We start from the raw sequence: 25,222 nt of genomic DNA on the forward strand, positions 1-25,222 counted from the left end.
AAGGCCTGCTCGGCGAAGGCGAAGTAGCCCTGTTCGGTCAGTTGCACCAACAAAGGATGGTCGGCCAGGTGGGTCTGGATGATCACCTTGCCCGGCTCTTCGGCGCGCCCGGCCCGGCCGGCGACCTGGACGATCATCTGCGCCATGCGCTCGCTGGCGCGAAAATCCCCCGAGAACAGGCCGCCATCGGCATCGAGGATCGACACCAGGGTCACCCGCGGAAAGTGGTGGCCCTTGGCGAGCATCTGGGTGCCAACGAGGATGCACGGCTGGCCGCGCTGGATGGTGGCGAACAACTGGTTCATCGCATCCTTGCGCGAGGTGCTGTCGCGGTCGACGCGCAGCACCGGGTAATCGGGAAAAAGAATGCTCAGACGCTCTTCGGCGCGCTCGGTGCCGGCGCCGACCGGGCGCAGGTCGACCTTGTTGCACTGCGGGCACTGGCGCGGCACCCGCTCGTCATAACCGCAGTGGTGGCAGCGCAGCTCGTTGGAGCGCTGGTGCACGGTCATCCGCGCATCGCAGCGCGGGCACTCGGACATCCAGCCGCAGTCATGGCACAGCAGCGTCGGGGCAAAGCCGCGGCGGTTGAGGAACACCAGCACCTGCTGGCCGGCCGCCAGGGTCTGGCCGATGGCTTGCTGCATCGGCCCGCTGATGCCGCTGTCCAGTGGCCGGCTTTTTACATCCAGACGCAAGAAGCGCGGCTGCTGGGCGCCGCCAGCACGCTGATTGAGGCGCAGCAGGCCGTAGCGGCCGCTGTGGGCATTGTGCAGGCTCTCCAGCGAAGGCGTGGCCGAACCCAGCAGGATCGGGATGTTCTCCTGGCGTGCGCGCACCAGCGCCAGGTCGCGGGCGTGGTAGCGCAGGCCTTCCTGCTGCTTGTACGAGCCGTCGTGCTCTTCGTCGATGATGATCAGCCCCGGGTTTTTCATCGGCGTGAACAATGCCGAGCGGGTGCCGATGATGATGTCGGCCTCGCCGTCGCGGGCGGCGAGCCAGGCGTCCAGGCGCTCGCGGTCGTTGACCGCCGAGTGCAGCAGGGCGATGCGTGCGTTGAAGCGCTGCTCGAAGCGCGCCAGGGTTTGCGGCCCGAGGTTGATCTCCGGGATCAGGATCAGCGCCTGCTTGCCGGCTTCCAGGGCTTCGCGGATCAGCTGCAGGTAGACCTCGGTCTTGCCGCTGCCGGTAACCCCGGCCAGTAAAAACGCATGAAAGCTGTCAAAACCCGAGCGCACGGCATTGAAGGCGGCGCGCTGCTCGTCGTTCAGGGGTAGTTCCGGCTGCGCCAACCAGCGCTCGTGGCGCTCCTGGGGCAGGTGGCGGCGTACTTCGACCTGGACCAGTTCCTTGGCCAGCAGCAGGTCGAGGCTGTCCTTGCTCAACATCAGCTTGCTCAGCAAGGTATGGGCAACACCGTGGGGATGTTGCGCCAAGGTTGCCAGGGCTTCGCGCTGGCGCGGCGCGCGGGCGATGCGCGGGTCGTCCAGGCGAGCGCCCGGAGCCACTTGCCAGAAGCGCTCCTGGCGCGCTTGCGCCGGTTCGCCCTGGCGCAGCAGCACCGGTAGGGCCCAGCTCAAGGTGTCGCCGAGGCTGTGCTGATAATATTGCGCGGTCCACAGGCACAGCTTGAACAGCGCCGGCGGCACCGGCGACACCGGGTCGAGCAGGGCTATGGCCGGCTTCAGTTTGTCGGCCGGCACCTCGCTGGTGTCGCTGATCTCGATGAGTATCCCGATCATCTCGCGCCGACCGAACGGCACGCGGATGCGCATGCCCGGGGTCAGTGCCTGGCGCGCCATGCTCGCCGGTGCCCTGTAGTCGAACAGCCGCCGCAGAGGCGAGGGCAGGGCAAGGCGTAGAATGACGTCGGACACGCGAAAGGTTCTCTGCAGGGGATTTCCAGGACCCGGCGAGCCTAGCAGACGACCGCCGGTGTAAGCGACAACTTGCGTTGGCTGTTTGCTCTGGTATTATTCGGACCCTATTTTGCGTGCGGTATTCAACAATGGTGTTGAGTGGCGGCACGTCAGCACTGAGGAAACACCATGAAAGCCGATATCCATCCGGTATACGAAGCTGTAGAAGTTACCTGCAGCTGCGGTAACAAATTCGAAACTCGCTCGACTCTGGCCAAGGCCCTGCCGATCGACGTTTGCAACCTCTGCCACCCGTTCTACACCGGTAAGCAGAAGGTCCTGGACACCGGCGGCCGCGTACAGAAGTTCGCAGATCGCTTCGGCATGTTCGGTGCCAAGAAGTAAGATTGCGCGAAGCTGGCCCCATGGGTTTGGCATTGCTGCTGAAAAAGGCGTCCCTCGCGGGCGCCTTTTTTATGGGCGCGATTTGGCAGTTGCCGGCCCTGGCGTTCTGCGCGGCGCCTGTCGATGCACAGGTGGTCAGCGTGCGTCAGGTGGTCGACGGCGATACCTTGCGTCTGAATGATGGGCGCAGTGTCCGCCTGATCGGTATCAATGCACCGGAAATCGGTCGCAAAGGTCGCACCAGTGAAGCCTTCGCCGAGGCCGCGCGCCAGCGTTTGCAAGCCCTGGTCAAGGCCAGTGGCGGCGAGGTGAGCCTGGTTCCGGGCGTCGAGCCGCGGGACAAATACGGCCGCACTCTGGCTCATGTCTACGGCCGTTCTGGCGACAATTTCGAAGCACAATTGCTCAGTGAAGGTCTTGGCTACCGGGTTGCGGTCGCGCCCAACGTCGCCCTGACTGTCTGCCAGGAGCAGGCCGAGCGTGCCGCTCGTCAGGCTGGCAAAGGCCTGTGGCGGCAATCGCCACTGACCCCGGCGAGCGAGTTGCGACAGTCTGGCTTTGCGCTGATAAGTGGCAAGGTGATGGATATCGAGCGCAATCGCGGGGGGATCTGGATTGAAATCGACGATGCCCTGGTGCTCCAGGTACCCGCGCGGCTGCAGCGCAATTTCCCCTCTTCCTTCTTTGCTGAGCTGAAAGGTCGATCCATTGAGGCCCGCGGTTGGGTGCTGGATCGTTCCCGCAAAGGTGGCCTGAAGCCTGGTCAGCAGCGCTGGCTGCTGCCGCTGACCGATCCGTCGATGCTGGAAAGGGTCGAAAGATAAAAAATTGTCTACATTTTTAATTTCAATTGTACACATCAAAACCCTTGCGGGCTGCGGCTCTTGGCGGAAAGTCGTAGGTTAAAGGCCTTGACACAAGTGACCGGGCAGTCTTGTCGGCCCTTTGCTCTTTGCGTATCCTCGGCGGTCCGTCAGAACAGTAAATAGCGGAATGCCCACCATGTCAGATTTGAAAACCGCCGCTCTCGAATACCATGCTCAGCCTCGTCCGGGGAAACTGAGCGTCGAGCTCACCAAGCCTACCGCGACTGCTCGCGACCTGGCGCTGGCCTACAGCCCTGGCGTGGCCGAGCCGGTACGTGAAATTGGTCGCGATCCGGAACTGGCCTACAAGTACACCGGCAAGGGCAATCTGGTAGCAGTCATTTCCGACGGCACCGCCATCCTTGGCCTGGGTAACCTCGGCCCACTGGCCTCCAAGCCGGTCATGGAAGGCAAGGGTGTTCTGTTCAAGCGTTTCGCCGGTATCGACGTGTTCGACATCGAAGTCGACGCCGAGAGCCCGCAGGCCTTCATCGACACCGTCAAGCGTATCTCCATCACCTTCGGTGGCATCAACCTGGAAGACATCAAGGCGCCAGAGTGCTTTGAAATCGAGCGCGCGCTGATCGAACAGTGCGACATTCCGGTATTCCACGATGACCAGCACGGCACCGCGATCGTTACCGCCGCCGGCATGATCAACGCCCTGGAAATCGCTGGCAAAAACCTGGCCGACGCCAAGATCGTCTGCCTGGGCGCCGGTGCTGCCGCCATCTCCTGCATGAAACTGCTGGTGAGCATGGGCGCGCAGATCGAGAACATCTTCATGGTTGACCGCACTGGCGTGATCCACGCTGGCCGTGACGACCTGAACCAGTACAAGGCGGTGTTCGCCCACGCTACCGACAAGCGCACCCTGGCTGACGCCCTGCAAGGCGCTGACGTGTTCGTCGGCCTGTCCGGCCCGAACCTGCTGAGCGCTGAAGGCCTGAAGTCGATGGCGCCGAACCCAATCGTGTTCGCCTGCTCCAACCCTGATCCAGAGATCTCCCCGGAGCTGGCTCACGCCACCCGTGATGACGTGATCATGGCCACCGGTCGTTCCGACTACCCGAACCAGGTCAACAACGTACTGGGCTTCCCGTTCATCTTCCGTGGTGCCCTGGACGTTCGCGCCAAGCGCATCAACGAAGAGATGAAGATCGCCGCCGCCAACGCCCTGAAAGACCTGGCCAAGCTGCCAGTGCCGAAGGAAGTCTGCGCAGCCTACGGCGTCGACTCCCTGGAATTTGGCCGTGAGTACATCATTCCGAAGCCGATGGATGCCCGTCTGATCACCGTTGTTTCCGATGCCGTGGCCAAGGCTGCGATCGAGACCGGCGTGGCAACCCTGCCGTATCCGAAGAACTACCCGCTGAAAAACGTGGATGACGTGTTCAACGGCTAAGCTGTTGTAGCGTTGTAACAAAAAGCCCCGGCTCGTGAGAGTCGGGGCTTTTTTGTGGGTGATGGCTGTGGATCGGTTTTGGCTTCATCGCTGGCAAGCCAGCTCCCACAGAGGCTGATGGGGCCTGTTTCAGTGTGGGAGCGGGCTTGCCCCGCGCTGGGGGCTGGCCATCAGAACAGATCGATCGGTGCCGCCTCATCCGCTGGCAGCGGGCTACCCGGCGCGCTGCCGTTGCCCAGCTCATTGACCGATGGCGGAGTGTCTTCGGCCTTGAACAGCTCGAAGTAGGCATTCGGCGTGCTCGGTGTGGCCGCGCGACCGCTGACCGGGTCGACGCGCAGGCTGAGGATGCCTTCCGGCTCGGCCGGTGCATGGTTGGGCTTGTCCTTGAGCGCAGCGCCCATGTAGTTCATCCAGATCGGCAGTGCCACGGTACCGCCGTATTCGCGACGGCCGAGGGTTTCCGGCTGGTCGAAACCGGTCCACACCGTGGTCACGTAATCGGCGTTATAGCCGGAGAACCAGGCGTCCTTGGACTCGTTGGTGGTGCCGGTCTTGCCTGCCAGGTCGGTACGGCCCAGGGCCAGGGCCCGGCGCCCGGTACCGCGTTTGATCACGTCCTGGAGCATGCTGGTGAGGATGTAGGTAGTGCGCCCGTCGACGATGCGCTCGGCCACGGCAGGGGGCTGGACGACGTCTGCAGCCGGGTTGCTGGCAACGGTGCTCAGGCCTTCACCCGGCAGTTGGCTGGTGATCGGCTGCTCTGGCGCGGCGATGCCGGCCTCGACCTGCTCGGCTTGCGGGACCCGCGGCGGGTTGGCGGTGAACAGGGTCTCGCCGTTGCGGCTCTCGATGCGTTCGATCAGGTACGGGCTGATCTTGTAGCCGCCGTTGGCAAAGGTGCTCCAGCCGGTGGCGATTTCCATCGGCGTCAGGGTCGCGGTGCCCAGGGCCAGGGACAGGTTGGGCGGCAGGTCCTGCTTGTTGAAGCCGAACTTGCTGATGTAGTCGATGGTCGAGCTGACGCCCATGGCCTGCAGCAGGCGGATCGATACCAGGTTGCGCGACTTGTACAGCGCCTCGCGCATGCGGATCGGGCCGAGGAAGGTGTTGGTGTCGTTTTTCGGGCGCCAGACCTTGTCCAGGTACTCGTCGACGAACACGATAGGTGCGTCGTTGACCAGGCTGGCGGCGGTGTAGCCGTTGTCCAGCGCGGCGCTGTACACGAACGGCTTGAAGCTCGAGCCCGGCTGACGCTTGGCCTGCATGGCGCGGTTGTAGTTGCTCTGCTCGAACGAGAAGCCGCCGACCAGGGCGCGGATCGCACCGCTGTTCGGGTCCAGCGATACCAGGGCGCTCTGCGCTCCCGGCACCTGGCTGAACTTGAGGCTGCCGTCGTCCAGGCGCTGGACGCGAATCAGGTCGCCGACCTGGGCAACGTCCGAAGGCTGCTGCGGCGCGCGACCCTGGCTGTTGGTGTTGAGGAACGGGCGGGCCCACTTCATGGTCTCCCAGGCCACGCTTTCCTGATTGCCGGCGCGGGTCAGAACCTGCAGGCCGGCCTTGCTGACGTCGGTGACGATCACAGGTTCCAGGCCGCCCAGCGGGCGCTGCTTGCTCAGCTCCTGCCGCCAGGCGTCGCGGGTCTTGCCCGGGAAGCGCGATTCGGGGCCACGGTAGCCGTGGCGCTCATCGTAGGTGGTCAGGCCATTGAGTACCGCTTTGTTGGCGATTTCCTGCAGGTCGCTTGGCACCGTGGTGGTGACACGGAAGCCTTCGGTGTAGGCATCGCTGCCGTAGCGGCCGACCATTTCGGCGCGGGCCATTTCGGCGATGTAAGGGGCGTTAACTTCCGGGGTCGGTACGTGGTAGCTGGCGTTGATCGGCTCGGCCAGGGCAGCCTGGTAGCTGGCTTCGTCGATCTTGCCGAGCTTGTACATGCGCCCCAGGATCCAGTCGCGGCGCTCTTTGGCGCGCACCGGGTTGGCCAATGGGTTGAAGCGCGACGGTGCTTTAGGCAGGCCGGCGATCATCGCCATCTGCGCCAGGCTCACATCGCGGATCGATTTGCCGTAGTACACCTGCGCTGCGGCCTCGATGCCGTAGGCGCGGTTGCCCAGGTAGATCTTGTTGACGTACAGCTCGAGGATCTCGTCCTTGGTCAGTTCGCGTTCGATCTGCAGGGCCAGGAGAATCTCGTTGGTCTTGCGCGAGAAGCTGCGTTCGCTGCTGAGGAAGAAGTTCTTCGCCACCTGCATGGTGATGGTGCTGCCGCCGGTCTGGATGTGCCCGGACTTGAGCAATTGTGTTGCAGCACGCATCAGGCTGCTGGGGTCGACACCATAGTGATTGGCGAAATTGTCGTCTTCGGCCGAGAGCAGAGCCTGGATGAAATGCGGCGGAATGTCGGCGAAACGGATGGGCGAGCGGCGCATTTCGCCAAACTCGGCAATCAGTTTGCCGTCGCTGCTGTAGACCCGCAAAGGGATCTGCAACTGGATGCTTCTGAGGGCCTCTACCGAGGGCAAGCTGGGGCTAAGATACAGAAATGCGCCGCTCAGACCGAGCATGAGCGCGCAGATGACTGCGACGAAAGACCACCAGAAGAACTTCAGCAGGCGTATCAAGGCTTTTGGGCGTCCAGATAGAAGAATGGGTTGCGCGCGGGGCCAGCGGACAAAGGATAAACGCTGGGCATTATAAGCATTTTTCAACTCGCCGCGTTACGCGCGCGGCTACCGCCAGCAAGGAAAAACCAATGCTAGGACGCTTCGGCATGGATGCCGGTTCACTCCTGGGGATAGAAATTGCCCTGCCGTCCATCCGACTGGTGCAGTTGCACCGGCGCAAAGGCGCCTGGTGCGTGCGGGCCTGGGCGCTTGAGCCGCTGCCTGCAGGGGCCGTGGTAGACGGTTGGATTACTGACCCCGAGGTGGTCGGCCAAGCCTTGAAACGCGCACTGCAGCGCAGCGGCAGCCGCTGTCGGCAGGGCGCTGTGGCCTTGCCGGCTACGCGGGCCATCAGCAAATTACTGACGCTGCCGGCTGGCCTGGGCGATGCCGAAGTCGCTGCGCGCGTGCACGATGCCGCCGAGCAGTTCATCCCCTTTGACCTTGAAGATACCGCGCTGGATTACCAGGTTCTTGAACCGGTTGCAGGCGATGCATCCAGCGTGCAGGTGGCGATTACCGCCTGCCATCGCGGCATGCTGGATGTGCTGGAAGCCACCTTTGAGGTCGCAGGGCTGAGCGCCAGGGTGCTGGAAATCGATACTCATGCAGTGCAGCGTGCAACCACAGGCGAGGCGGCAGTTCTGCAGCTCGACGCCGAGCTGGCGCACGTGGCATCGAGCCTGCGCGTGGCCTGTGGCCTGGCGATGTGGAATTGCGGGTTAAATCTGCTGCCGTGGCGCGAGCGCCGCCATCGCCTGCGTATTCGAAGGTTTCAGGCCGCGTGTGCGAGTGTTGTGCTGCTGGCTGCTTTTTTCACCTGGGGCGTCGACCGGCATTTTCGGGGCGTGCTGCAGGAGCAGGCGCTGAGCCTGGCCGCGCTCAAACAAGAGGGCGGGCAGCCGGAGCCTGAAGCCCTGCTGCATGAGCTGCGTCAGTTGGAGGGCCTGCAGGCTGGCCGTTATTTTGCCGTGGATGTGCTTGAACATGTTGAGCAGGCCCTGCCCGACGGTCTGTACCTCACCGCCCTGAGCCAGGAGCTGACTGCGCTCAAGCTCACCGGAATGGCTCGGTCGGCCGCTTTGGTTGCGCAATTGGCAGGCAACCTGTCGTCCTCACCCTTGATCGGTTCTGCCAAGTTGCAGCAGATAAGTGCGGTCGAGGAAGGCCATGCGTTCGAGTTGGCCGCGGCCTTGAAGGTAGCGCCTTGAGCCTCTGGGGCCTGGTGGCACGGCGCGCCTGGCCCGTGCAGGTGATGCTGCTGATGGGGTTGCTGGCACTGCTGGCGAGCGTGGCCTACGCCGTGCATTTGCGGCCTTTGCTGATGCAGGTTGGCCAAGGGAGCGATCCATTACCGCACAAGGGCGCAAGCAGTGCCGAGCAGGCGGCATTGCACAGCCGTCTGCAACAAGCCCGTTGGCAATTGTCGTCGGGGCGCGACGAGCCTGCGGTGTTCGAAACCCTGTCCCGCCTGGCCGAGGCCCATGCGGTGGCCATCGAGCAGTTGCAGGTGCTCGAAGCGTCACCCGCTGAGCATTACCTTGAGCGGCCCCTGCAACTGCGTCTGCGTGGCACCTTTTCGGACCTTGCCGGGTTCTTCGCTGACCTGGCTGCGCAGCCGCGGCTGGTGACCGTGCATGGGCTGTCGCTCAAGCCGACCGATGCGGGGCTTGTGCTCATGGAGCTGCAAGCCCGGACCTATCGGCATCACTCACTGTATGCCCTGGCGCAGGGCTTGCCGCCAGCGCCTCCCGAGCGCCGAGCAGTTGCCGTGCTGCGCAACCCTTTTGCGCCTTCTGCGCTGCAGCCAGCCGCCGATGTTTTGCAGCGTCTGGCGCTGGAGCAGTTCGAGATGGTCGGCAGCTTGGGCAGTCGCGGCGTCCGCCATGCACTGATTCAGGCTGATGGTCTTGTGCATCGGCTTCAGGTCGGTGACCGGCTGGGCCGTGATCAGGGGAAGGTTGTCGAGATAAGCGAGCGGCAGGTTGACGTTATCGAGCAGGTTTTTATTGCCGGCCAAGGCTGGCAACTGCGGCGGCGAACACTCGCCCTGCGTTGAAGGTGCTGGCCAGGGAGGTCATCGATGGGCAAGGGAGGTGTTATTGCAGCGCTGATAGGGGGCTGTCTGTTTGCCGGCGTCGTTGCGGGGAAGCAACTGTACGGTGGCGAGCCGCTGTCGCTTAATTTCCAGGATGTCGAGGTGCGCACGGTATTGCAGGTGCTGGCCGACTTTTCCGGGGTCAACCTGGTGGCCAGTGACGCGGTTCAAGGCAAGGTGACCTTGCGTTTGCAGGATGTGCCCTGGGACCAGGCGTTGGATCTGGTACTGCGCAGCAAGGGCCTGGAGCAGCGCAAGGACGGCAATGTGCTGCTGGTCGCACCGCGTGCCGAGCTGGCCGGTTCAGCGCCGTCGCGGCGCGAGCTGATCCCGATCCATCATGCCAGGGCCGCCGATATCGCCGAGTTGTTCCACGCCCTGATGGCCCATGAGGCCGGGGGCGCCAGCCACGGTTCGCTGAGTGTCGACGAGCGCACCAATACCCTGGTCGCCAGCCAGCCGCCAGAGCGTCTGGAAGAGCTGCGCAGGCTGATCGGCGAACTGGATGTGCCGGTTCGTCAGGTGATGATCGAGGCGCGGATTGTCGAGGCCAATGTCGATTTCGAAAAGGCCCTGGGGGTGCGTTGGGGTGGCGCCGTGCAGGTCGGCAAGGGTTTGAGCCTCGGCAGCGCCGATACCTTTGTCGATCTTGGCGTGGATCGGGCCGCGTCCAGCATCGGCGTGGGCCTGGTGCGCAACAACGTACTGCTCGACCTGGAGCTCAGCGCCATGGAAAAGACCGGCAATGGCGAGATCATCTCCCAGCCCAAGGTGGTTACCGCCGACAAGGAAACCGCGCGGATCCTCAAGGGCACCGAGGTGCCGTATCAGGAAACCAGCGGCAGCGGCGCCACGTCCGTGACCTTCCGCGAGGCATCGCTGTCTCTGGAGGTAACCCCGCAGATCACCCCGGACAACCGGGTGATCATGGCGGTCAAGGTGACCAAGGACGAGCCCGACTACCTCAATGCCCTTGATCACGTGCCGGCGATCCGCAAGAACGAGGTCAACGCCAAGGTGCGCATCAATGATGGCGAGACCATCGTGATCGGCGGCGTGTACTCGACGGTGCAAAGTAAAGTTGTCGACAAGGTGCCATTTTTCGGCGATGTGCCGTATGTTGGGCGGCTGTTTCGTCGCGATGTTCTACAAGAGAAAAAATCCGAGCTGCTGGTCTTCCTGACTCCGCGTATCATGAGTGACCAGGCGATTGCTGTGAGTCGTTGATTCTGTGCGAAATTTGATACTTGTGGGGCCGATGGGTGCTGGCAAAAGCACCATCGGCCGCCTGCTGGCCAAAGAGCTGCGCCTGCCGTTCAAGGATTCCGACAAGGAAATTGAATTGCGCACCGGCGCCAATATCCCGTGGATCTTCGATAAGGAAGGCGAGCCGGGCTTTCGTGACCGCGAGCAGGCGATGATCGCCGAGCTCTGTGCGTTCGATGGCGTGGTGCTGGCTACCGGAGGTGGCGCGGTGATGCGCGATGCCAACCGCCAAGCCCTGCATGCCGGCGGGCGGGTGGTGTACCTGCACGCCTCGGTCGAGCAGCAGGTCGGGCGTACCTCGCGAGATCGCAACCGGCCTTTGCTGCGCACGGCCAACCCGGAGGCGACCTTGCGCGCGCTGCTGGAGGTTCGCGACCCGCTTTACCGCGAGATTGCCGATCTGGTGGTGGAAACCGACGAACGGCCGCCGCGGATGGTGGTGCAGGATATTCTCGAGCGCTTGCAGAAGTTGCCGCCCCGTTAAGCCAGGACTATCCTCGCGACCAGTCATGCCGTGACAGGGCACACCGTTATCGCGCGGTTCGAGCCATCGATGCCGCGCCTAGTTCATTGTGGGGACACATGCAGACACTAAAGGTCGAATTGGGCGAACGTAGCTACCCGATCTACATTGGCGAAGGCCTGCTGGATCAACCTGAACTGCTGGCGCCGCATATTGCCGGCCGGCAGGTCGCCATCGTGTCCAACGAGACTGTCGCACCCCTCTATCTGGAACGTTTGAGCAAGACCCTGGGGGCCTACTCGGTGCTGCCGGTGGTGCTGCCTGACGGCGAGGCCTACAAGAACTGGGAAACCCTGCAGCTGATCTTCGATGCGCTGCTGACTGCCCGCCACGACCGCCGCACCACTGTGGTCGCGCTTGGCGGTGGGGTGATAGGCGATATGGCCGGCTTTGCCGCCGCCTGCTACCAGCGCGGCGTGGATTTCATCCAGGTGCCGACAACCCTGCTGTCCCAGGTCGATTCGTCGGTGGGCGGCAAGACCGGTATCAACCACCCGCTGGGCAAGAACATGGTCGGTGCCTTCTATCAGCCCAATGCGGTGCTGATCGACACCCGCAGTCTCAATTCCCTGCCGCCGCGCGAGCTGTCGGCGGGCCTGGCCGAAGTGATCAAGTACGGCCTGATCTGTGACGAACCGTTCCTCGGTTGGCTCGAAGAGCACATGCAGGCCCTGCGCGGCCTCGACCAGGTGGCGCTGACCGAGGCCATCCGCCGTTCCTGCGCGGCCAAGGCCGCGGTGGTCGGTGCTGATGAACGTGAGTCCGGCGTGCGCGCCACCCTGAACCTGGGCCACACCTTTGGCCACGCCATCGAGACCCACATGGGCTATGGTGTGTGGCTTCACGGTGAGGCCGTCGCTGCCGGTACTGTCATGGCCCTGGAAATGTCCATGCGCCTGGGCTGGATCAGCCAGCAGGAGCGTGACCGTGGTATCCGTCTGTTCCAGAACGCAGGCTTGCCGGTGGTGCCGCCCGCCGAGATGACCCCGGCGCAGTTCATGGAGCACATGGCAGTAGATAAAAAGGTACTCGACGGTCGTCTGCGTCTGGTCCTGCTGCGCCGCATGGGCGAAGCGGTGGTCACCGACGACTATCCGAAAGAGATTCTTCAGGCCACGCTGGCCGCGGATTACCGCGCGATCGTGGCCCAGCTTTGAGGTTGATGAGCGTCCGATGACTAGTTTGCATGCCGACGAGGCCTTTCTCGGCCATTACCAGTTGAACCACGACCCCTTCGCTGCACGGGTGCCGGGTTTCAAATTCTTCCCTGCCCAGCGCAAGCCGGTGCTGGGCCAACTGCACCACCTGGCCCGTTACAGCCAGTTGCTGCTGGTGGTTACCGGCCCGCAGGGCAGCGGCAAAACCCTGCTGCGTCAGGCCCTGGTGGCCAGCACCAACAAGCAATCGGTGCAGAGCGTGGTGGTTTCCGCCCGTGGTGCCAGCGATGCCGCCAGCCTGCTCGGCCAGGTTGCCCAGTCGTTGGGCGTGGCCCAGGCCGAAGTCCCGGACATCCTCGCCCAGGTGGTGCAACTGGCACTGACCGGGCAGGAAGTCTATCTGCTGGTGGACGATGCGGAACAACTTGGCGAGTCGGCACTCCAAGCCTTGCTGGAGTTGGCGGCGGGCACTCCGGAAGGGCGTCCGCATGTCTTCCTGTTCGGCGAGCCGTCACTGATCGCCGGGCTGGAAGAGCTCAATGCCGAGCAGGAACGTTTCCATGTCATCGAGCTTGAGCCCTATAGCGAAGAAGAAACCCGTGAGTACCTCGAGCAGCGCCTGGACGGTGCCGGGCGGGGTATCGAGGTGTTCACCAGTGAACAGATCGTTGATATTCACCAAAACTCTGACGGCTGGCCTGGGGCAATCAACCAGGTCGCCCGCGATACCTTGATCGAAGCCATGATCGCCAGCCGGACCACGGCGAAGCGACCATCAATGGGGTTCAATATGCCGAAGAAACATGTGCTGGCGTTGTCTGCTGTCGTCGTGGTCGCCGTCGCGGCCGCCGTGCTGATGCCGAAGAAGGGTGATCAGGCGCCGACTGCTCCTGCCGAACAGGCGCAACTGCCGCTGGGTGAGGGTCAGCCGGGCAATGCCCAGTCGAACAATGGCGGCCCGGCCATCGAGTTCGCCGGCAATTCGCAACCAATGCCGCTGCCGCTGGTAGGTCAGTCGCAACCGGTGATGCGTGGCCCGCTGGCCGAGTCGACCGGCATGGGCGAGGGTGAAGAGTCCACGCCGGCTGGCGAAACCGCACTGCAGCCACCTACCGTCACCACTATTGCTCCACCGGCGGGTGTCGCCGCTGGCCCAGCACCGGCACAACCGGTCGCTCCAGCACAGCCCGTTGCCCCGGTACAGCCGGTTGCACCTGCGCAACAGCCGGTAGCGCCTGTTGCCAGCAAGTCGGTTGCACCTGTTGCCAAGCCTGCGCCAACCCAGGTTGCAACCGCCAAGCCTGCACCTAAGCCTGCCGAGAAGCCGGCGGCCAAGCCTGCGGCCGGTGGTAGCTGGTATGCCGGGCAGAAGCCGGGCAATTATGTCGTGCAAATCCTCGGTACCAGCTCCGAAGCGTCGGCCCAGGCCTACGTCAAGGCGCAAGGTGGCGACTATCGCTACTTCAAGAAAACCCTGCAGGGCAAGCCGCTGTACGTGATCACTTACGGCAACTTCGCCAGCCGTGACGCCGCTCTGGCTGCAATCAAGGCCTTGCCAGCCAAGGTCCAGGCTGGTAAACCTTGGCCACGTACCGTCGCCAGCGTCCAACAAGAACTGGCCTCGACCCGCTGATATAGCCTGGTGGCACTACCCCCGCCACCTGCTGAGCGACTCCTGAACATCGGTCAAGCCTGCTGCGTACTGCGCGGCAGGCTTTTCTGTCCCAGACTGCCGGCCACAAGCCCATCTTGCAGTCCAGGCTGAAACGCTTCAGACTCAAGCCATGCCGTTACCACGGCGCACGCTTAAAAACATTCAAAAACGCGACATGGATTTACGGCAATTCGTCGTAAATTTGTGGGCTTCCCTGTCGCTGTGCAACAATGGCTCCCCTATTGCCCCCGCAAAGCTGGCATTCGTTCGGCGTGGATGGTAAGTGGTTGTACTAAAAAAAGATTTGCCTTGGTGAGAGGCGAACCTGGTGAGAAAGTGTCTATGAAAACAGGTCTGTACCATCCCGAAGAATTCAAGGATAACTGTGGTTTTGGCCTGATCGCCCATATGACGGGTGAACCCAGCCACCACCTTTTGCAAACGGCCATCCAGGCCCTGACCTGCATGACCCACCGTGGTGGGATCAACGCCGACGGCAAGACCGGCGACGGTTGCGGTCTGCTCATGCAGAAGCCCGACCAGTTCCTGCGTGCCGTGGCCCGCGAACAGTTCGGCAATGAGCTGCCCAAGCAGTACGCGGTCGGCATGGTGTTCTTCAATCAGGACAACGCCAAGGCTGAAGCCGCGCGCGCCAACATGAACCGCGAGATCCTCGCGGCTGGCCTGCAACTGGTGGGCTGGCGCAAAGTGCCGATCGACACCAGCGTCCTTGGCCGCCTGGCCCTGGAGCGCCTGCCGCAGATCGAGCAGGTGTTCATCGGCGGTGAAGGCCTGAGCGATCAGGAATTCGCCATCAAGCTGTTCAGTTCCCGCCGTCGCTCTTCGGTGGCCAACGCCGCCGATACCGACCACTACATCTGCAGCTTTTCGCACAAGACCATCATCTACAAAGGCCTGATGATGCCGGCGGACCTCGCCGCCTTCTATCCGGACCTCAGCGACGAGCGCCTGCAAACCGCGATCTGCGTGTTCCACCAGCGCTTCTCCACCAACACCCTGCCGAAATGGCCGCTGGCGCAGCCATTCCGCTTCCTCGCCCACAACGGCGAAATCAATACCATCACCGGTAACCGCAACTGGGCCCAGGCGCGTCGCACCAAGTTCGCCAACGACCTGATCCCGGACCTGGAAGAGCTCGGCCCGCTGGTCAACCGCGTCGGCTCCGACTCCTCGAGCATGGACAACATGCTCGAACTGATGGTCACCGGCGGCATCGACCTGTTCCGTGGCGTGCGCATGATCATTCCGCCGGCGTGGCAGAACGTCGAGACCATGGACGCCGACCTGCGCGCCTTCTACGAATACAACTCCATGCACATGGAAGCGTGGGACGGCCCGGCCGGCGTGGTACTGACCGAAGGCCGCCACGCGGTGTGCCTGCTCGACCGTAACGGCCTGCGCCCGGCGCGCTGGGTCACGACCAAGAACGGCTATATCACCCTGGCGTCGGAAATCGGCGTGTGGGACTACAAGCCCGAAGACGTGATCGCCAAGGGCCGTGTCGGCCCGGGGCAGATCTTTGCCGTGGACACCGAAACCGGGCAGATCCTCGACACCGACGCCATCGACAACCGCCTGAAGTCGCGCCACCCGTACAAGCGCTGGCTGCGCCAGAATGCCCTGCGCATCCAGGCCGACCTCAGCGACGACCAGGGCGTGGCCAGCTACGACGCTGACCAGCTCAAGCAATACATGAAGATGTTCCAGGTCACCTTCGAAGAGCGCGACCAGGTACTGCGTCCGCTCGGCGAGCAAGGCCAGGAAGCGGTCGGTTCGATGGGCGATGACACGCCGATGGCGATCCTCTCGCAGCGCGTGCGTTCGACCTATGACTACTTCCGCCAGCAGTTCGCCCAGGTCACCAACCCGCCGATCGACCCGCTGCGCGAAGCGATCGTCATGTCGCTGGAGATCTGCCTGGGTGCCGAGCGCAACATCTTCCAGGAATCCCCCGAACACGCCTCGCGGGTAATCCTCAGCTCGCCGGTGATCTCGCCCGCCAAGTGGCGTTCGCTGATGAACCTCGACCGCCCCGGCTTCGAGCGTCAGCTGATCGACCTCAACTACGAAGAGAGCCTGGGCCTGGAAGCTGCGGTGCGCAACATCGCCGATCAGGCCGAAGAAGCCGTGCGCAGTGGCAAGACCCAACTGGTGCTCAGCGACCGCCATATCGCCCCGGGCAAACTGCCGGTGCATGCGTCGCTGGCCGTGGGTGCCGTGCATCACCGCCTGACCGAGCTGGGCTTGCGCTGCGACAGCAACATCCTGGTTGAAACCGCCACCGCCCGCGACCCGCATCACTTTGCCGTGCTGATCGGTTTCGGTGCTTCGGCGGTGTATCCGTACCTGGCCTACGAAGTGCTCGCCGACCTGATCCGCACCGGCGAAGTGCTGGGTGACCTGGAAGAGGTGTTCAAGTACTACCGCAAGGGCATCTCCAAGGGCCTGTTGAAGATCCTCTCGAAGATGGGTATCTCGACTGTCGGTTCCTACCGTGGTGCGCAGTTGTTCGAGGCCGTCGGCCTGTCCGAGGAAGTCGTCGAGCTGAGCTTCCGTGGCGTTGCCAGCCGCCTCAAGGGCGCACGTTTTGTCGACATCGAGAACGAGCAGAAGCTGCTCGCCGCCGAAGCCTGGAGCGCGCGCAAGCCGATCCAGCAGGGTGGCCTGCTGAAGTTCGTCCATGGTGGCGAATACCACGCCTATAACCCGGACGTGGTCAACACCCTGCAGGCCGCCGTGCAGCAGGGCGACTACGCCAAGTTCAAGGAATACACCGCACTGGTCGACAAGCGCCCGGTGTCGATGATCCGCGACCTGCTCAAGGTCAAGGTCGCCGACCAGCCGCTGGCGCTGGAGCAGGTCGAGCCGCTGGAAGATATCCTCAAGCGTTTTGACTCTGCCGGTATCTCCCTCGGCGCGCTGTCGCCGGAAGCTCACGAAGCCCTGGCCGAGGCGATGAACCGCCTGGGCGCGCGCTCCAACTCCGGTGAGGGTGGCGAAGACCCGGCCCGCTACGGCACCATCAAGAGCTCGAAGATCAAGCAGGTGGCCACCGGCCGCTTCGGCGTTACCCCCGAGTACCTGGTCAACGCCGAAGTGCTGCAGATCAAGGTCGCCCAGGGCGCCAAACCGGGTGAGGGCGGGCAGCTGCCTGGCGGCAAGGTCAACGGCCTGATCGCCCGGCTGCGCTACGCCGTGCCTGGCGTGACCCTGATCTCGCCTCCGCCGCACCATGATATCTACTCGATCGAAGACCTTTCGCAGCTGATCTTCGACCTCAAGCAGGTCAACCCGCAGGCACTGGTCTCGGTCAAGCTGGTGGCAGAAGCGGGCGTCGGCACCATCGCCGCCGGCGTGGCCAAGGCCTATGCCGACCTGATCACCATCTCCGGCTACGACGGCGGCACCGGCGCTTCGCCGCTGACCTCGATCAAGTACGCCGGCGCGCCGTGGGAACTGGGCCTGGCTGAAACCCATCAGACCTTGCGCGGCAACGACCTGCGCGGCAAGGTCCGGGTGCAGACCGACGGCGGCCTGAAAACCGGCCTGGACGTGATCAAGGCGGCGATCCTCGGCGCCGAAAGCTTCGGCTTCGGCACCGCGCCGATGATCGCCCTGGGCTGCAAATACCTGCGTATCTGTCACCTGAACAACTGCGCCACCGGCGTTGCCACCCAGAACGACAAGCTGCGCAAGGATCACTACATCGGTACCGTCGACATGGTGGTGAACTTCTTCACCTACGTCGCCGAAGAAACCCGTGAGTGGCTGGCCAAGCTGGGCGTGCGCAGCCTCGGCGAGCTGATCGGGCGTACCGATCTGCTGGAAATGCTCCCCGGCGAAACCGAGAAGCAGAAGCACCTGGACCTCAGCCCGCTGCTGGGCAGCGAGCACGTGCCGGCCGACAAGCCGCAGTTCTGTGAAGTCGACCGCAACCCGCCGTTCGACAAGGGCGTGCTGGCCGAGAAAATGGTCGACATGGCCCTGCCGGCCATTCGCGACCTGTCGGGCGCCGAGTTCGACCTGGACATCTGCAACTGCGACCGTTCCATCGGTGCGCGGATCTCCGGCGAAATCGCCCGCCTGCACGGCAACCAGGGCATGGCCAAGGCACCGATCACCTTCCGCTTCAAGGGCACTGCCGGGCAGAGCTTCGGGGTGTGGAACGCCGGTGGCCTGAACATGTACCTCGAAGGCGATGCCAACGACTACGTCGGTAAAGGCATGACCGGTGGCAAGCTGGTGATCGTACCGCCTGCGGGCAGCCCGTTCGCCACCCAGCACAGCGCCATCATCGGCAACACCTGCCTGTACGGCGCCACCGGCGGCAAGCTGTTCGCCGCCGGTACCGCAGGCGAGCGCTTTGCCGTGCGCAACTCCGGTGCCCACGCGATTGTCGAGGGCACAGGCGATCACTGCTGTGAGTACATGACCGGTGGCTTTGTCTGCGTTCTGGGCAAGACCGGTTACAACTTCGGCTCGGGCATGACCGGTGGTTTTGCCTACGTGCTGGACATGGACAACAGCTTCGTCGACAAGCTCAACCACGAACTGGTCGAGATCCAGCGCATCAGCGGCGAGGCCATGGAGGCTTATCGCAGCCACCTGCAGCGCGTGCTGGCTGAGTACGTCGAAGAAACCAACAGCGAATGGGGTCGTGAGCTCTGGGAAAACCTGGACGACTACGTGCGGCGCTTCTGGCTGGTCAAGCCGAAGGCGGCCAACCTGAAGAACCTGCTGTCCAGCACCCGTGCCAACCCGCAGTAGCGGCAAGCGGCAAGCCTCAAGCTGCAAGTTCAAAGCAGTACGAGGTTTGCCGGCCCACGTGATCGTCTTGCAGCTTGCAGCTTGAAGCTAGCAACTGCGGTAAAGAGGTATTGAAAATGGCTGAACGTCTCAGCAATGACTTCCAGTTCATCGAGGTCGGGCGCAAGGATCCGAAGAAGAAACTGTTGCGTCAACGCAAGAAAGAGTTCGTAGAGATCTACGAGCCCTTCAAACCCCAGCAGTCGGCCGAACAGGCCCACCGCTGCCTGGGCTGTGGCAACCCGTACTGCGAGTGGAAGTGCCCGGTGCACAACTTCATCCCCAACTGGTTGAAGCTGGTCGCCGAAGGCAACATCCTCGCCGCCGCGGAGTTGTCGCACCAGACCAACACCCTGCCGGAAGTCTGCGGCCGGGTGTGCCCGCAGGACCGCCTGTGCGAGGGTGCCTGCACCCTCAACGACGGCTTCGGCGCGGTGACCATCGGTTCGGTGGAGAAGTACATCACCGACACCGCCTTCGCCATGGGCTGGCGCCCGGACATGTCCAAGGTCAAGCCGACCGGCAAGCGCGTTGCCATCATCGGCGCCGGCCCGGCCGGCCTGGGCTGCGCCGACGTGCTGGTGCGCGGCGGGGTGACCCCGGTGGTGTTCGACCGCAACCCGGAAATTGGCGGCCTGCTGACCTTCGGCATCCCCGAGTTCAAGCTGGAAAAGACCGTGCTGAGCAATCGCCGCGAAGTCTTCACCGGCATGGGCATCGAGTTCCGCCTCAACACCGAGGTGGGCAAGGATGTCAGCATGGAGCAGTTGCTCGAGGAATACGATGCCGTGTTCATGGGCATGGGCACCTACACCTACATGAAGGGCGGCTTCCCCGGTGAAGACCTGCCGGGCGTGCACGATGCCCTGGATTTCCTGGTGGCCAACGTCAACCGCAACCTGGGCTTTGAAAAGTCGCCGGAAGATTTCGTCGACATGAAAGGCAAGAAGGTCGTGGTGCTCGGTGGCGGCGACACGGCGATGGACTGCAACCGCACCTCCATCCGCCAGGGCGCCAAGGCCGTGACCTGTGCCTACCGTCGTGACGAGGCGAACATGCCCGGCTCGCGCAAAGAGGTGAAGAACGCCAAGGAAGAAGGGGTGAAGTTCCTCTACAACCGTCAGCCGATCGCGATTGTCGGTGAAGACAAGGTCGAAGGCGTGAAGGTGGTCGAGACCCGTCTCGGCGAGCCGGACGCCCGTGGCCGCCGCAGCCCTGAGCCGATCCCGGGTTCCGAAGAGATCATCCCGGCCGATGCCGTGGTCATCGCCTTCGGTTTCCGCCCCAGCCCGGCGCCGTGGTTCGAGCAGTTCAGCATCCAGACCGACAGCCAGGGCCGCGTCGTGGCACCGGAGAAGAACACCTACAAGCACCAGACCAGCAACCCGAAGATCTTCGCCGGTGGCGACATGGTCCGCGGTTCCGACCTGGTGGTGACGGCGATCTTCGAGGGGCGCAATGCCGCCGAGGGGATTCTGGATTACCTGGAAGTCTGAAAAGGCTTCGCGGGACAAGCCCACTCCCACAGAATGTGTGCTGAACCTGTGGGAGCGGGCTTGACCCGCGATGAATTCAACAAAATCTATTGACCTGTCACAAGTCGATAGACAAAAGGCACGGTTGATACCGTGCCTTTTACGTTGGGCTCTGAGAAAATGCCCCCACTTTTTTTCCGGATGCCGACATGACTGCCTTGAAGAACGATCGTTTTCTGCGCGCCCTGCTCAAGCAACCCGTAGACGTCACCCCGGTGTGGATGATGCGCCAGGCCGGCCGCTACCTGCCGGAGTACCGCGCCAGCCGCGCCAAGGCCGGCGACTTCATGAGCCTGTGCATGAACCCGCAGTTTGCCTGCGAGGTCACCCTGCAACCGCTGGACCGCTACCCGCTGGACGCCGCGATCCTGTTCTCGGACATCCTCACCATCCCTGACGCCATGGGCCAGGGCCTGTACTTCGAGACCGGCGAAGGCCCGCGCTTCAAGAAGGTCATCAGCACCCTGGCCGATATCGAGGCGTTGCCGATCCCTGATCCGCAGAAGGACCTGGGCTACGTCATGGATGCCGTCAGCACCATCCGCCGCGAGCTCAATGGCCGCGTGCCGCTGATCGGCTTCTCCGGCAGCCCCTGGACCCTGGCCACCTACATGGTCGAAGGCGGCTCGTCGAAAGACTTCCGCAAGACCAAGGCCATGCTCTACGACAACCCGCAGGCCATGCACCTGCTGCTCGACAAGCTGGCCCAGTCGGTCATCAGCTACCTCAACGGGCAGATCCTGGCCGGTGCACAAGCGGTACAGATCTTCGACACCTGGGGCGGCAACCTGTCGGCGGCGGCCTACCAGGAGTTCTCCCTGGCCTACATGCGCAAGATCGTCAGCGGCCTGATCCGCGAGCACGAAGGGCGCAAGGTGCCGGTCATCCTCTTCACCAAGAACGGCGGTCTGTGGCTGGAAAGCATCGCCGAGGCCGGCGCTGATGCCCTGGGCCTGGACTGGACCTGTGACATCGGCGAAGCCCGCCAGCGCGTTGGCAGCAAGGTCGCCCTGCAGGGCAACATGGACCCGACCGTGCTGTATGCCAAGCCGGAGGCCATCCGTGCCGAAGTCGGGCGCATCCTTGCCAGCTACGGCCAGGGCAGTGGCCATGTATTCAACCTCGGTCACGGCATCACCCCGGAGGTTGATCCGGAGCATGCCGGCGTGTTCATCAACGCCGTGCACGAGTTGTCGGCGCAGTACCACTAAGTAGGAGCGGGCTTGCCCCGCGATTGCGACCTGAATGAATCAGCGCGATCGCGGGGCAAGCCCGCTCCCACTGCTATTAAGGTTCAATTCAGCCTGCCTGGGTAATCTGGCTCCATCGAAACCCAGACAGGATCCACACCATGAAAACCCGTTACCTCGCTCTGCTGCTTGCCCCGCTGTTCAGCACCGCTGCCCTGGCTGCCGGCTATACCGGCCCTGGCGCCCAGTCGGTGACCACGGTTGCCGCCGCCAATGACGCCGCTGACGACACCCCGGTGGTGCTGCAAGGCTACGTGGTGAAGAAAGTGAACAACGATGACAAGTACGAGTTCAAGGACACCACCGGCACCATCACCGTCGAGATCGATGACGAAGACCTGCCGCCGGTAGCCTTCAACGACAAGACCAAGGTCAAGCTGAGCGGTGAAGTCGAGAAGCACCTGATGAGCCGTGAAGTGGATGTTGATCGGGTTGAAGTGATCAACTGATCCAGTGGCAGGCCCGCTCCTGTGGGAGCCGGCCTTGCCGGCGATGGGCCGCGCAGCGGCCCTCAGCTCAAGCCTTGGCCGGCAACTTGCTCAAGTGCACCGCCACCAGCAAGGCCACCACCAGCAAGCTGCCGATGAACAGGCCGATGCCGTTCCACCCTGCCTGATGCCAGAACATCCCGCCCGCCGTCCCCGCCACGCTCGACCCGGCGTAATAACTGAACAGGTACAACGACGAGGCCTGGCCCTTGGCCTTGGTCGCCCGTCGGCCAATCCAGCTGCTGGCCACCGAATGCGCGCCGAAAAAGCCGAAGGTGAACACCAGCATGCCGACGATAATCAGCGGCAAGGGGCTGAGCAGGGTCATCAGCAAGCCGCCGAACATCAGCACAATGGTCGCCCAGAACACCTTGCGCCGGCCCAGCTTGTCGGCCAGGGCACCGATTTGCGCCGAGCTGTAGATCCCCGACAGGTACACCACCGACAGCAGCCCGACCAGCGCCTGGCTCATGTGATAGGGCTCGGCCAGCAGGCGATAGCCGATGTAGTTGAACAGGGTGACGAAAGCGCCCATCAGCAGGAAGGCTTCCAGGAACAGCCAAGGCAGGCCGGCATCGCGAAAGTGCAGGGTAAAGCCGTCGAGCAGGCTGCGCGGGTGCAGCGAGCGCGGGCGGAAGTTGCGCGATTGCGGAAGGATCTTCCAGAACACCGCCGCAGCAACCAGGGCCAGGCCACCGATCACCAGCATCGCCGTGTGCCAGCTGACGAAGTCGATCAGCACGCCGGTGATCAAGCGTCCGCTCATGCCGCCAATGGCATTGCCACCGATGTACAGGCCCATGGCCAGGCCGATGTGCTGGGGGTGGATCTCTTCGCTGAGGTAAGTCATGGCCACCGCCGCCAGGCCGCTCAGCGACAGCCCGAGCAAGGCGCGGGTCAGCAGTACGCCGTGCCAGCTGGGCATCAGGGCGCTGACGATGGTGCACAGCGCTGCGCAGAACAGGGCGAAGACCATTACCGGCTTGCGCCCTATGCGGTCGGAAATCGGCCCGGTGATCAGCAACCCGAACGCCAGCATGCCGGTGGACACCGAGAGGATCAGGCTGCTTTGCGCGGCGCTGATCGAGAACTCCTGTGACAGCAGCGGCATCATCGGCTGTACGCAGTACAGCAGGGCAAAGGTGGCAAAGCCGCCGCAGAACAGCGCCAGTACGGTGCGCAAAAAGGCCGGGGTGCCTTTTTCGATCCAGCTTTCGTTGAGGGTGGCGACGATTTCGTCGAGCGGAGCAGGGGGCAGTTCGTGGGCGTGGGGCGCAACAGCAGTTTTCACGGGTGACCTCGGGGGCGCTACGGCCTGTCAGGCAGTGAAAAAAGCATATAGCTGGCTAATGATCATTTCCAATATATTGTTCGACCTGTTTAAGAGGTTTTACGACCTATTGGAGCCGCCATGGAATTGCGTCACCTGCGCTACTTCATCGCCGTCGCCGAAGAGCTGCATTTTGGCCGGGCGGCGCAGAACCTGGGGATTTCCCAGCCACCGTTGAGTCAGCAGATCCAGGCCCTTGAACAGGAGCTGGGGGCACGCTTGTTCGAGCGAACCAATCGTCGGGTCGAGCTCAGCGAGGCCGGGCGCCTGTTCCTCGAAGAGGCACGGCTGGTGCTGGCGCAAGTCGACAAGGCTGCCGATGTCGCCCGGCGTGCGCAACTGGGTGAGCTGGGCGAGATGAAGATTGGCTTCACTTCTTCGGCACCGTTCAACTCGAGCATTCCCAAGGCTATTCACGCGTTTCGTCAGCGCTTCCCGGCGGTGCACCTGAACCTCAAGGAAATGAGCAGCCGCGATGTCGCCGACGCCTTGCTCGACGAGTCGATCGAGGTCGGCCTGATGCGCCCCTTGGCCTTGCCTGAGAGCCTGAATGTCGTCGAGCTGTTTCGCGAGCCGCTGGTGGCGGTGATCAATGCTGCCCATCCGCTGGCGCAAGGCAGTGACGCCGGGGTGCACATGGCGGCCCTGGCCCAGGAGCCGTTCGTGTTTTTTCCGCGCAGTTACGGCAGTGGCTTGCACGCGCAGTTGCTGAGCCTGGCACGCCAGGCCGGGTTCAGTCCGCATTTTGCCCAGGAGGCGGGGGAGGCGATGACCATCATCGGCCTGGTGGCGGCGGGGTTGGGGGTGTCGGTATTGCCGGCTTCGTTCCAGCGCATGCGCATCGACGGGGTGGTGTACCGGACCTTGCTCGACGACGACGCGGTGACTGCCGTGTGGTTGGTGCAGCGCCGCGATGCGCCGTCGGCGATGGCCAGGGCCTTTGCCGAGCTGTTGACCCGCCAGGCCCTGGAACGCAGCTGAGTTACTGGACCTTGGCCAGGTCGCCCTTCAGCGCAACGCCAGCCATGATCGCGCCGGCGTGGCATTCGTAGGTGGTGGCGTCCTTGCGCTCGTTGCGCTTGTAGTAGCTGCTGATGTTGGTCACGGCGTTGGCGCCAACCTTGCGGGCGGCGTCCTGCATGGTCAGTAGCGCTGATTGCAGGGCCCATTCGCAGGCTGCTGCGTCCGTTTTGTTGAAGGCGTTGGTCTTCTTGTTGGTGACCGCTGCCGGGCTGACCACGGTGACCTTGCCCTTGGGCTGCACGCCGGCCAGGTAGAACTTCACCGAACCGTCGAGCTTGTTCTCGGCGGTCATCTGCGCCACGACTTTCTCGAACGGCAGGTAGTGGGTGGTGTCGCGGGCCTGGCTGAGGCCGGGCAGGGCGCAGAGCAGCAGGGCGGTGGTGGCGGTCCAGGTTTTCAGACGCATTATGTCGTTCCTTGATTATTCAACAGTGTTCGAATGCTGTTCGCTGATGGCGCGCTGCACGATGTTCTGGGCTTCCAGCTTGTTCAGCTCTTGCAGGATGCTTTTGTCGAGGTTGTTCACCCAACGGTTGTAATTGCGGTGAATCTTGCCGTCCTTGTAGCCCAGCTCGCGGCTGTCGCGGTAGTTGATGCGAAAGTTGCTGACGCTGTAGTGGATGTCGACGGCGGCATAGAAGGTATTGCGTACCAGGATGTCGGCCTGGATCAGGTTCGGGGTGACCTTGCGCGGGGTCCAGCCACGGTTGGCCACGGCCTTGAGGATGGCCTGCTGCACCTGCTCATGGTTGTAGTTGTGGCCGACTACAAGCTGCTCTTGTGGGGTCAGTACCGGTTTCGAGGTACAGCCAGCCAGGCCCGCAAGGGCCAGGCCGAGGACAGCGGCGCGAATCAATGAAGACATTC

The 25,222-nt window shown here is 63.2% G+C and carries 18 protein-coding genes and 1 pseudogene; 14 read left to right on the top strand and 5 right to left on the bottom strand.

Features of this window, described 5'->3' with window-relative positions:
- Positions 1-1,877 (bottom strand): annotated as a pseudogene (locus UW3_RS26750) (primosomal protein N'); the annotation flags it as partial.
- A gap of 171 nt (positions 1,878-2,048) precedes the next feature.
- On the opposite strand from UW3_RS26750, the gene rpmE reads away from it, so the two are divergent.
- The 3 genes from rpmE to UW3_RS0109825 all read left to right on the top strand — a co-directional run bounded on the left by rpmE (position 2,049) and on the right by UW3_RS0109825 (position 4,535).
- Positions 2,049-2,264, top strand: a complete 216-nt coding sequence (rpmE, locus tag UW3_RS0109815; RefSeq protein WP_010222223.1) for a 50S ribosomal protein L31 — start codon at positions 2,049-2,051, stop codon at positions 2,262-2,264.
- Positions 2,265-2,266: 2 nt separating this feature from the next.
- Positions 2,267-3,088 (top strand): thermonuclease family protein, encoded by an 822-nt coding sequence (locus UW3_RS0109820; protein WP_026001258.1) that lies wholly within the window; start codon positions 2,267-2,269, stop codon positions 3,086-3,088.
- Between the two features lie 178 nt (positions 3,089-3,266).
- The gene (locus UW3_RS0109825; RefSeq protein ID WP_010222225.1) at positions 3,267-4,535 is read left to right on the top strand and encodes a malic enzyme-like NAD(P)-binding protein; all 1,269 of its coding nucleotides are present in this window, start codon (positions 3,267-3,269) and stop codon (positions 4,533-4,535) included.
- 170 nt (positions 4,536-4,705) lie between these two features.
- On the opposite strand, the gene UW3_RS0109830 is transcribed toward UW3_RS0109825, so the two are convergent.
- Positions 4,706-7,159: a penicillin-binding protein 1A gene (locus UW3_RS0109830; RefSeq protein WP_374045261.1), complete on the bottom strand. Its 2,454-nt coding sequence runs from the start codon at positions 7,157-7,159 to the stop codon at positions 4,706-4,708.
- Positions 7,160-7,167: 8 nt separating this feature from the next.
- Between UW3_RS0109830 and pilM the strand changes: the two genes are divergently transcribed.
- The 10 genes from pilM to UW3_RS0109880 all read left to right on the top strand — a co-directional run bounded on the left by pilM (position 7,168) and on the right by UW3_RS0109880 (position 21,963).
- A complete protein-coding gene (gene pilM / locus UW3_RS27845) occupies positions 7,168-8,415 on the top strand; it encodes a pilus assembly protein PilM (protein ID WP_148276788.1) in 1,248 nt (415 codons plus the stop codon).
- Positions 8,412-9,263, top strand: a complete 852-nt coding sequence (locus UW3_RS26760) for a pilus assembly protein PilP (RefSeq protein WP_010222228.1) — start codon at positions 8,412-8,414, stop codon at positions 9,261-9,263. Before pilM ends, UW3_RS26760 begins: the two co-directional genes overlap by 4 nt.
- Positions 9,264-9,287: 24 nt before the next feature.
- Entirely contained in the window at positions 9,288-10,529 is a 1,242-nt protein-coding gene (locus tag UW3_RS26765; protein WP_010222230.1) for a type IV pilus secretin PilQ, read from the top strand.
- Between the two features lie 4 nt (positions 10,530-10,533).
- The gene (gene aroK / locus UW3_RS0109850) at positions 10,534-11,052 is read left to right on the top strand and encodes a shikimate kinase AroK (RefSeq protein WP_010222231.1); all 519 of its coding nucleotides are present in this window, start codon (positions 10,534-10,536) and stop codon (positions 11,050-11,052) included.
- A 98-nt stretch (positions 11,053-11,150) separates the two neighbouring features.
- The gene (gene aroB / locus UW3_RS0109855; protein WP_010222232.1) at positions 11,151-12,248 is read left to right on the top strand and encodes a 3-dehydroquinate synthase; all 1,098 of its coding nucleotides are present in this window, start codon (positions 11,151-11,153) and stop codon (positions 12,246-12,248) included.
- Positions 12,249-12,264: 16 nt separating this feature from the next.
- Positions 12,265-13,881, top strand: coding sequence for an AAA family ATPase (locus UW3_RS0109860; protein WP_010222233.1), 1,617 nt, complete (start codon positions 12,265-12,267; stop codon positions 13,879-13,881).
- 363 nt (positions 13,882-14,244) lie between these two features.
- A complete protein-coding gene (gltB, locus tag UW3_RS0109865; RefSeq protein ID WP_010222235.1) occupies positions 14,245-18,690 on the top strand; it encodes a glutamate synthase large subunit in 4,446 nt (1,481 codons plus the stop codon).
- 116 nt (positions 18,691-18,806) lie between these two features.
- Positions 18,807-20,225, top strand: a complete 1,419-nt coding sequence (locus UW3_RS0109870; RefSeq protein ID WP_010222236.1) for an FAD-dependent oxidoreductase — start codon at positions 18,807-18,809, stop codon at positions 20,223-20,225.
- Between the two features lie 188 nt (positions 20,226-20,413).
- Entirely contained in the window at positions 20,414-21,475 is a 1,062-nt protein-coding gene (gene hemE / locus UW3_RS0109875; RefSeq protein ID WP_010222237.1) for a uroporphyrinogen decarboxylase, read from the top strand.
- Positions 21,476-21,615: 140 nt separating this feature from the next.
- On the top strand, positions 21,616-21,963 hold the full coding sequence (locus UW3_RS0109880) for a YgiW/YdeI family stress tolerance OB fold protein (protein ID WP_010222238.1): 348 nt from the start codon (positions 21,616-21,618) through the stop codon (positions 21,961-21,963).
- Between the two features lie 67 nt (positions 21,964-22,030).
- On the opposite strand, the gene UW3_RS0109885 is transcribed toward UW3_RS0109880, so the two are convergent.
- Positions 22,031-23,260, bottom strand: a complete 1,230-nt coding sequence (locus tag UW3_RS0109885; protein WP_302184151.1) for an MFS transporter — start codon at positions 23,258-23,260, stop codon at positions 22,031-22,033.
- A gap of 153 nt (positions 23,261-23,413) precedes the next feature.
- On the opposite strand from UW3_RS0109885, the gene UW3_RS0109890 reads away from it, so the two are divergent.
- Entirely contained in the window at positions 23,414-24,313 is a 900-nt protein-coding gene (locus UW3_RS0109890) for a LysR family transcriptional regulator (protein ID WP_010222240.1), read from the top strand.
- Between the two features lies 1 nt (position 24,314).
- Here UW3_RS0109890 and UW3_RS0109895 read toward each other — a convergent pair whose 3' ends face one another.
- Positions 24,315-24,761 (bottom strand): hypothetical protein, encoded by a 447-nt coding sequence (locus tag UW3_RS0109895; RefSeq protein ID WP_010222241.1) that lies wholly within the window; start codon positions 24,759-24,761, stop codon positions 24,315-24,317.
- A 15-nt stretch (positions 24,762-24,776) separates the two neighbouring features.
- Positions 24,777-25,220 carry a hypothetical protein gene (locus UW3_RS26770; RefSeq protein WP_050990002.1) on the bottom strand — a complete coding sequence of 148 codons (444 nt, stop codon included), beginning with the start codon at positions 25,218-25,220 and terminating at the stop codon, positions 24,777-24,779.
- Positions 25,221-25,222 lie beyond the last annotated feature (2 nt).

This window comes from Pseudomonas donghuensis (assembly GCF_000259195.1).
Taxonomy (GTDB): Bacteria; Pseudomonadota; Gammaproteobacteria; order Pseudomonadales; family Pseudomonadaceae; genus Aquipseudomonas; species Aquipseudomonas donghuensis.

Excerpts from the sequence above, each read along its gene's own strand:
- UW3_RS0109870 (WP_010222236.1), top strand. The coding sequence starts at position 18,807 with ATGGCTGAACGTCTCAGCAATGACTTCCAGTTCATCGAGGTCGGGCGC.
- UW3_RS26770 (WP_050990002.1), bottom strand. The coding sequence starts at position 25,220 with ATGTCTTCATTGATTCGCGCCGCTGTCCTCGGCCTGGCCCTTGCGGGC.
- UW3_RS0109880 (WP_010222238.1), top strand. The coding sequence starts at position 21,616 with ATGAAAACCCGTTACCTCGCTCTGCTGCTTGCCCCGCTGTTCAGCACC.
- gltB (WP_010222235.1), top strand. The coding sequence starts at position 14,245 with ATGAAAACAGGTCTGTACCATCCCGAAGAATTCAAGGATAACTGTGGT.
- UW3_RS26765 (WP_010222230.1), top strand. The coding sequence starts at position 9,288 with ATGGGCAAGGGAGGTGTTATTGCAGCGCTGATAGGGGGCTGTCTGTTT.
- UW3_RS0109895 (WP_010222241.1), bottom strand. The coding sequence starts at position 24,761 with ATGCGTCTGAAAACCTGGACCGCCACCACCGCCCTGCTGCTCTGCGCC.
- aroB (WP_010222232.1), top strand. The coding sequence starts at position 11,151 with ATGCAGACACTAAAGGTCGAATTGGGCGAACGTAGCTACCCGATCTAC.
- UW3_RS0109860 (WP_010222233.1), top strand. The coding sequence starts at position 12,265 with ATGACTAGTTTGCATGCCGACGAGGCCTTTCTCGGCCATTACCAGTTG.
- hemE (WP_010222237.1), top strand. The coding sequence starts at position 20,414 with ATGACTGCCTTGAAGAACGATCGTTTTCTGCGCGCCCTGCTCAAGCAA.
- rpmE (WP_010222223.1), top strand. The coding sequence starts at position 2,049 with ATGAAAGCCGATATCCATCCGGTATACGAAGCTGTAGAAGTTACCTGC.
- UW3_RS0109825 (WP_010222225.1), top strand. The coding sequence starts at position 3,267 with ATGTCAGATTTGAAAACCGCCGCTCTCGAATACCATGCTCAGCCTCGT.
- UW3_RS0109890 (WP_010222240.1), top strand. The coding sequence starts at position 23,414 with ATGGAATTGCGTCACCTGCGCTACTTCATCGCCGTCGCCGAAGAGCTG.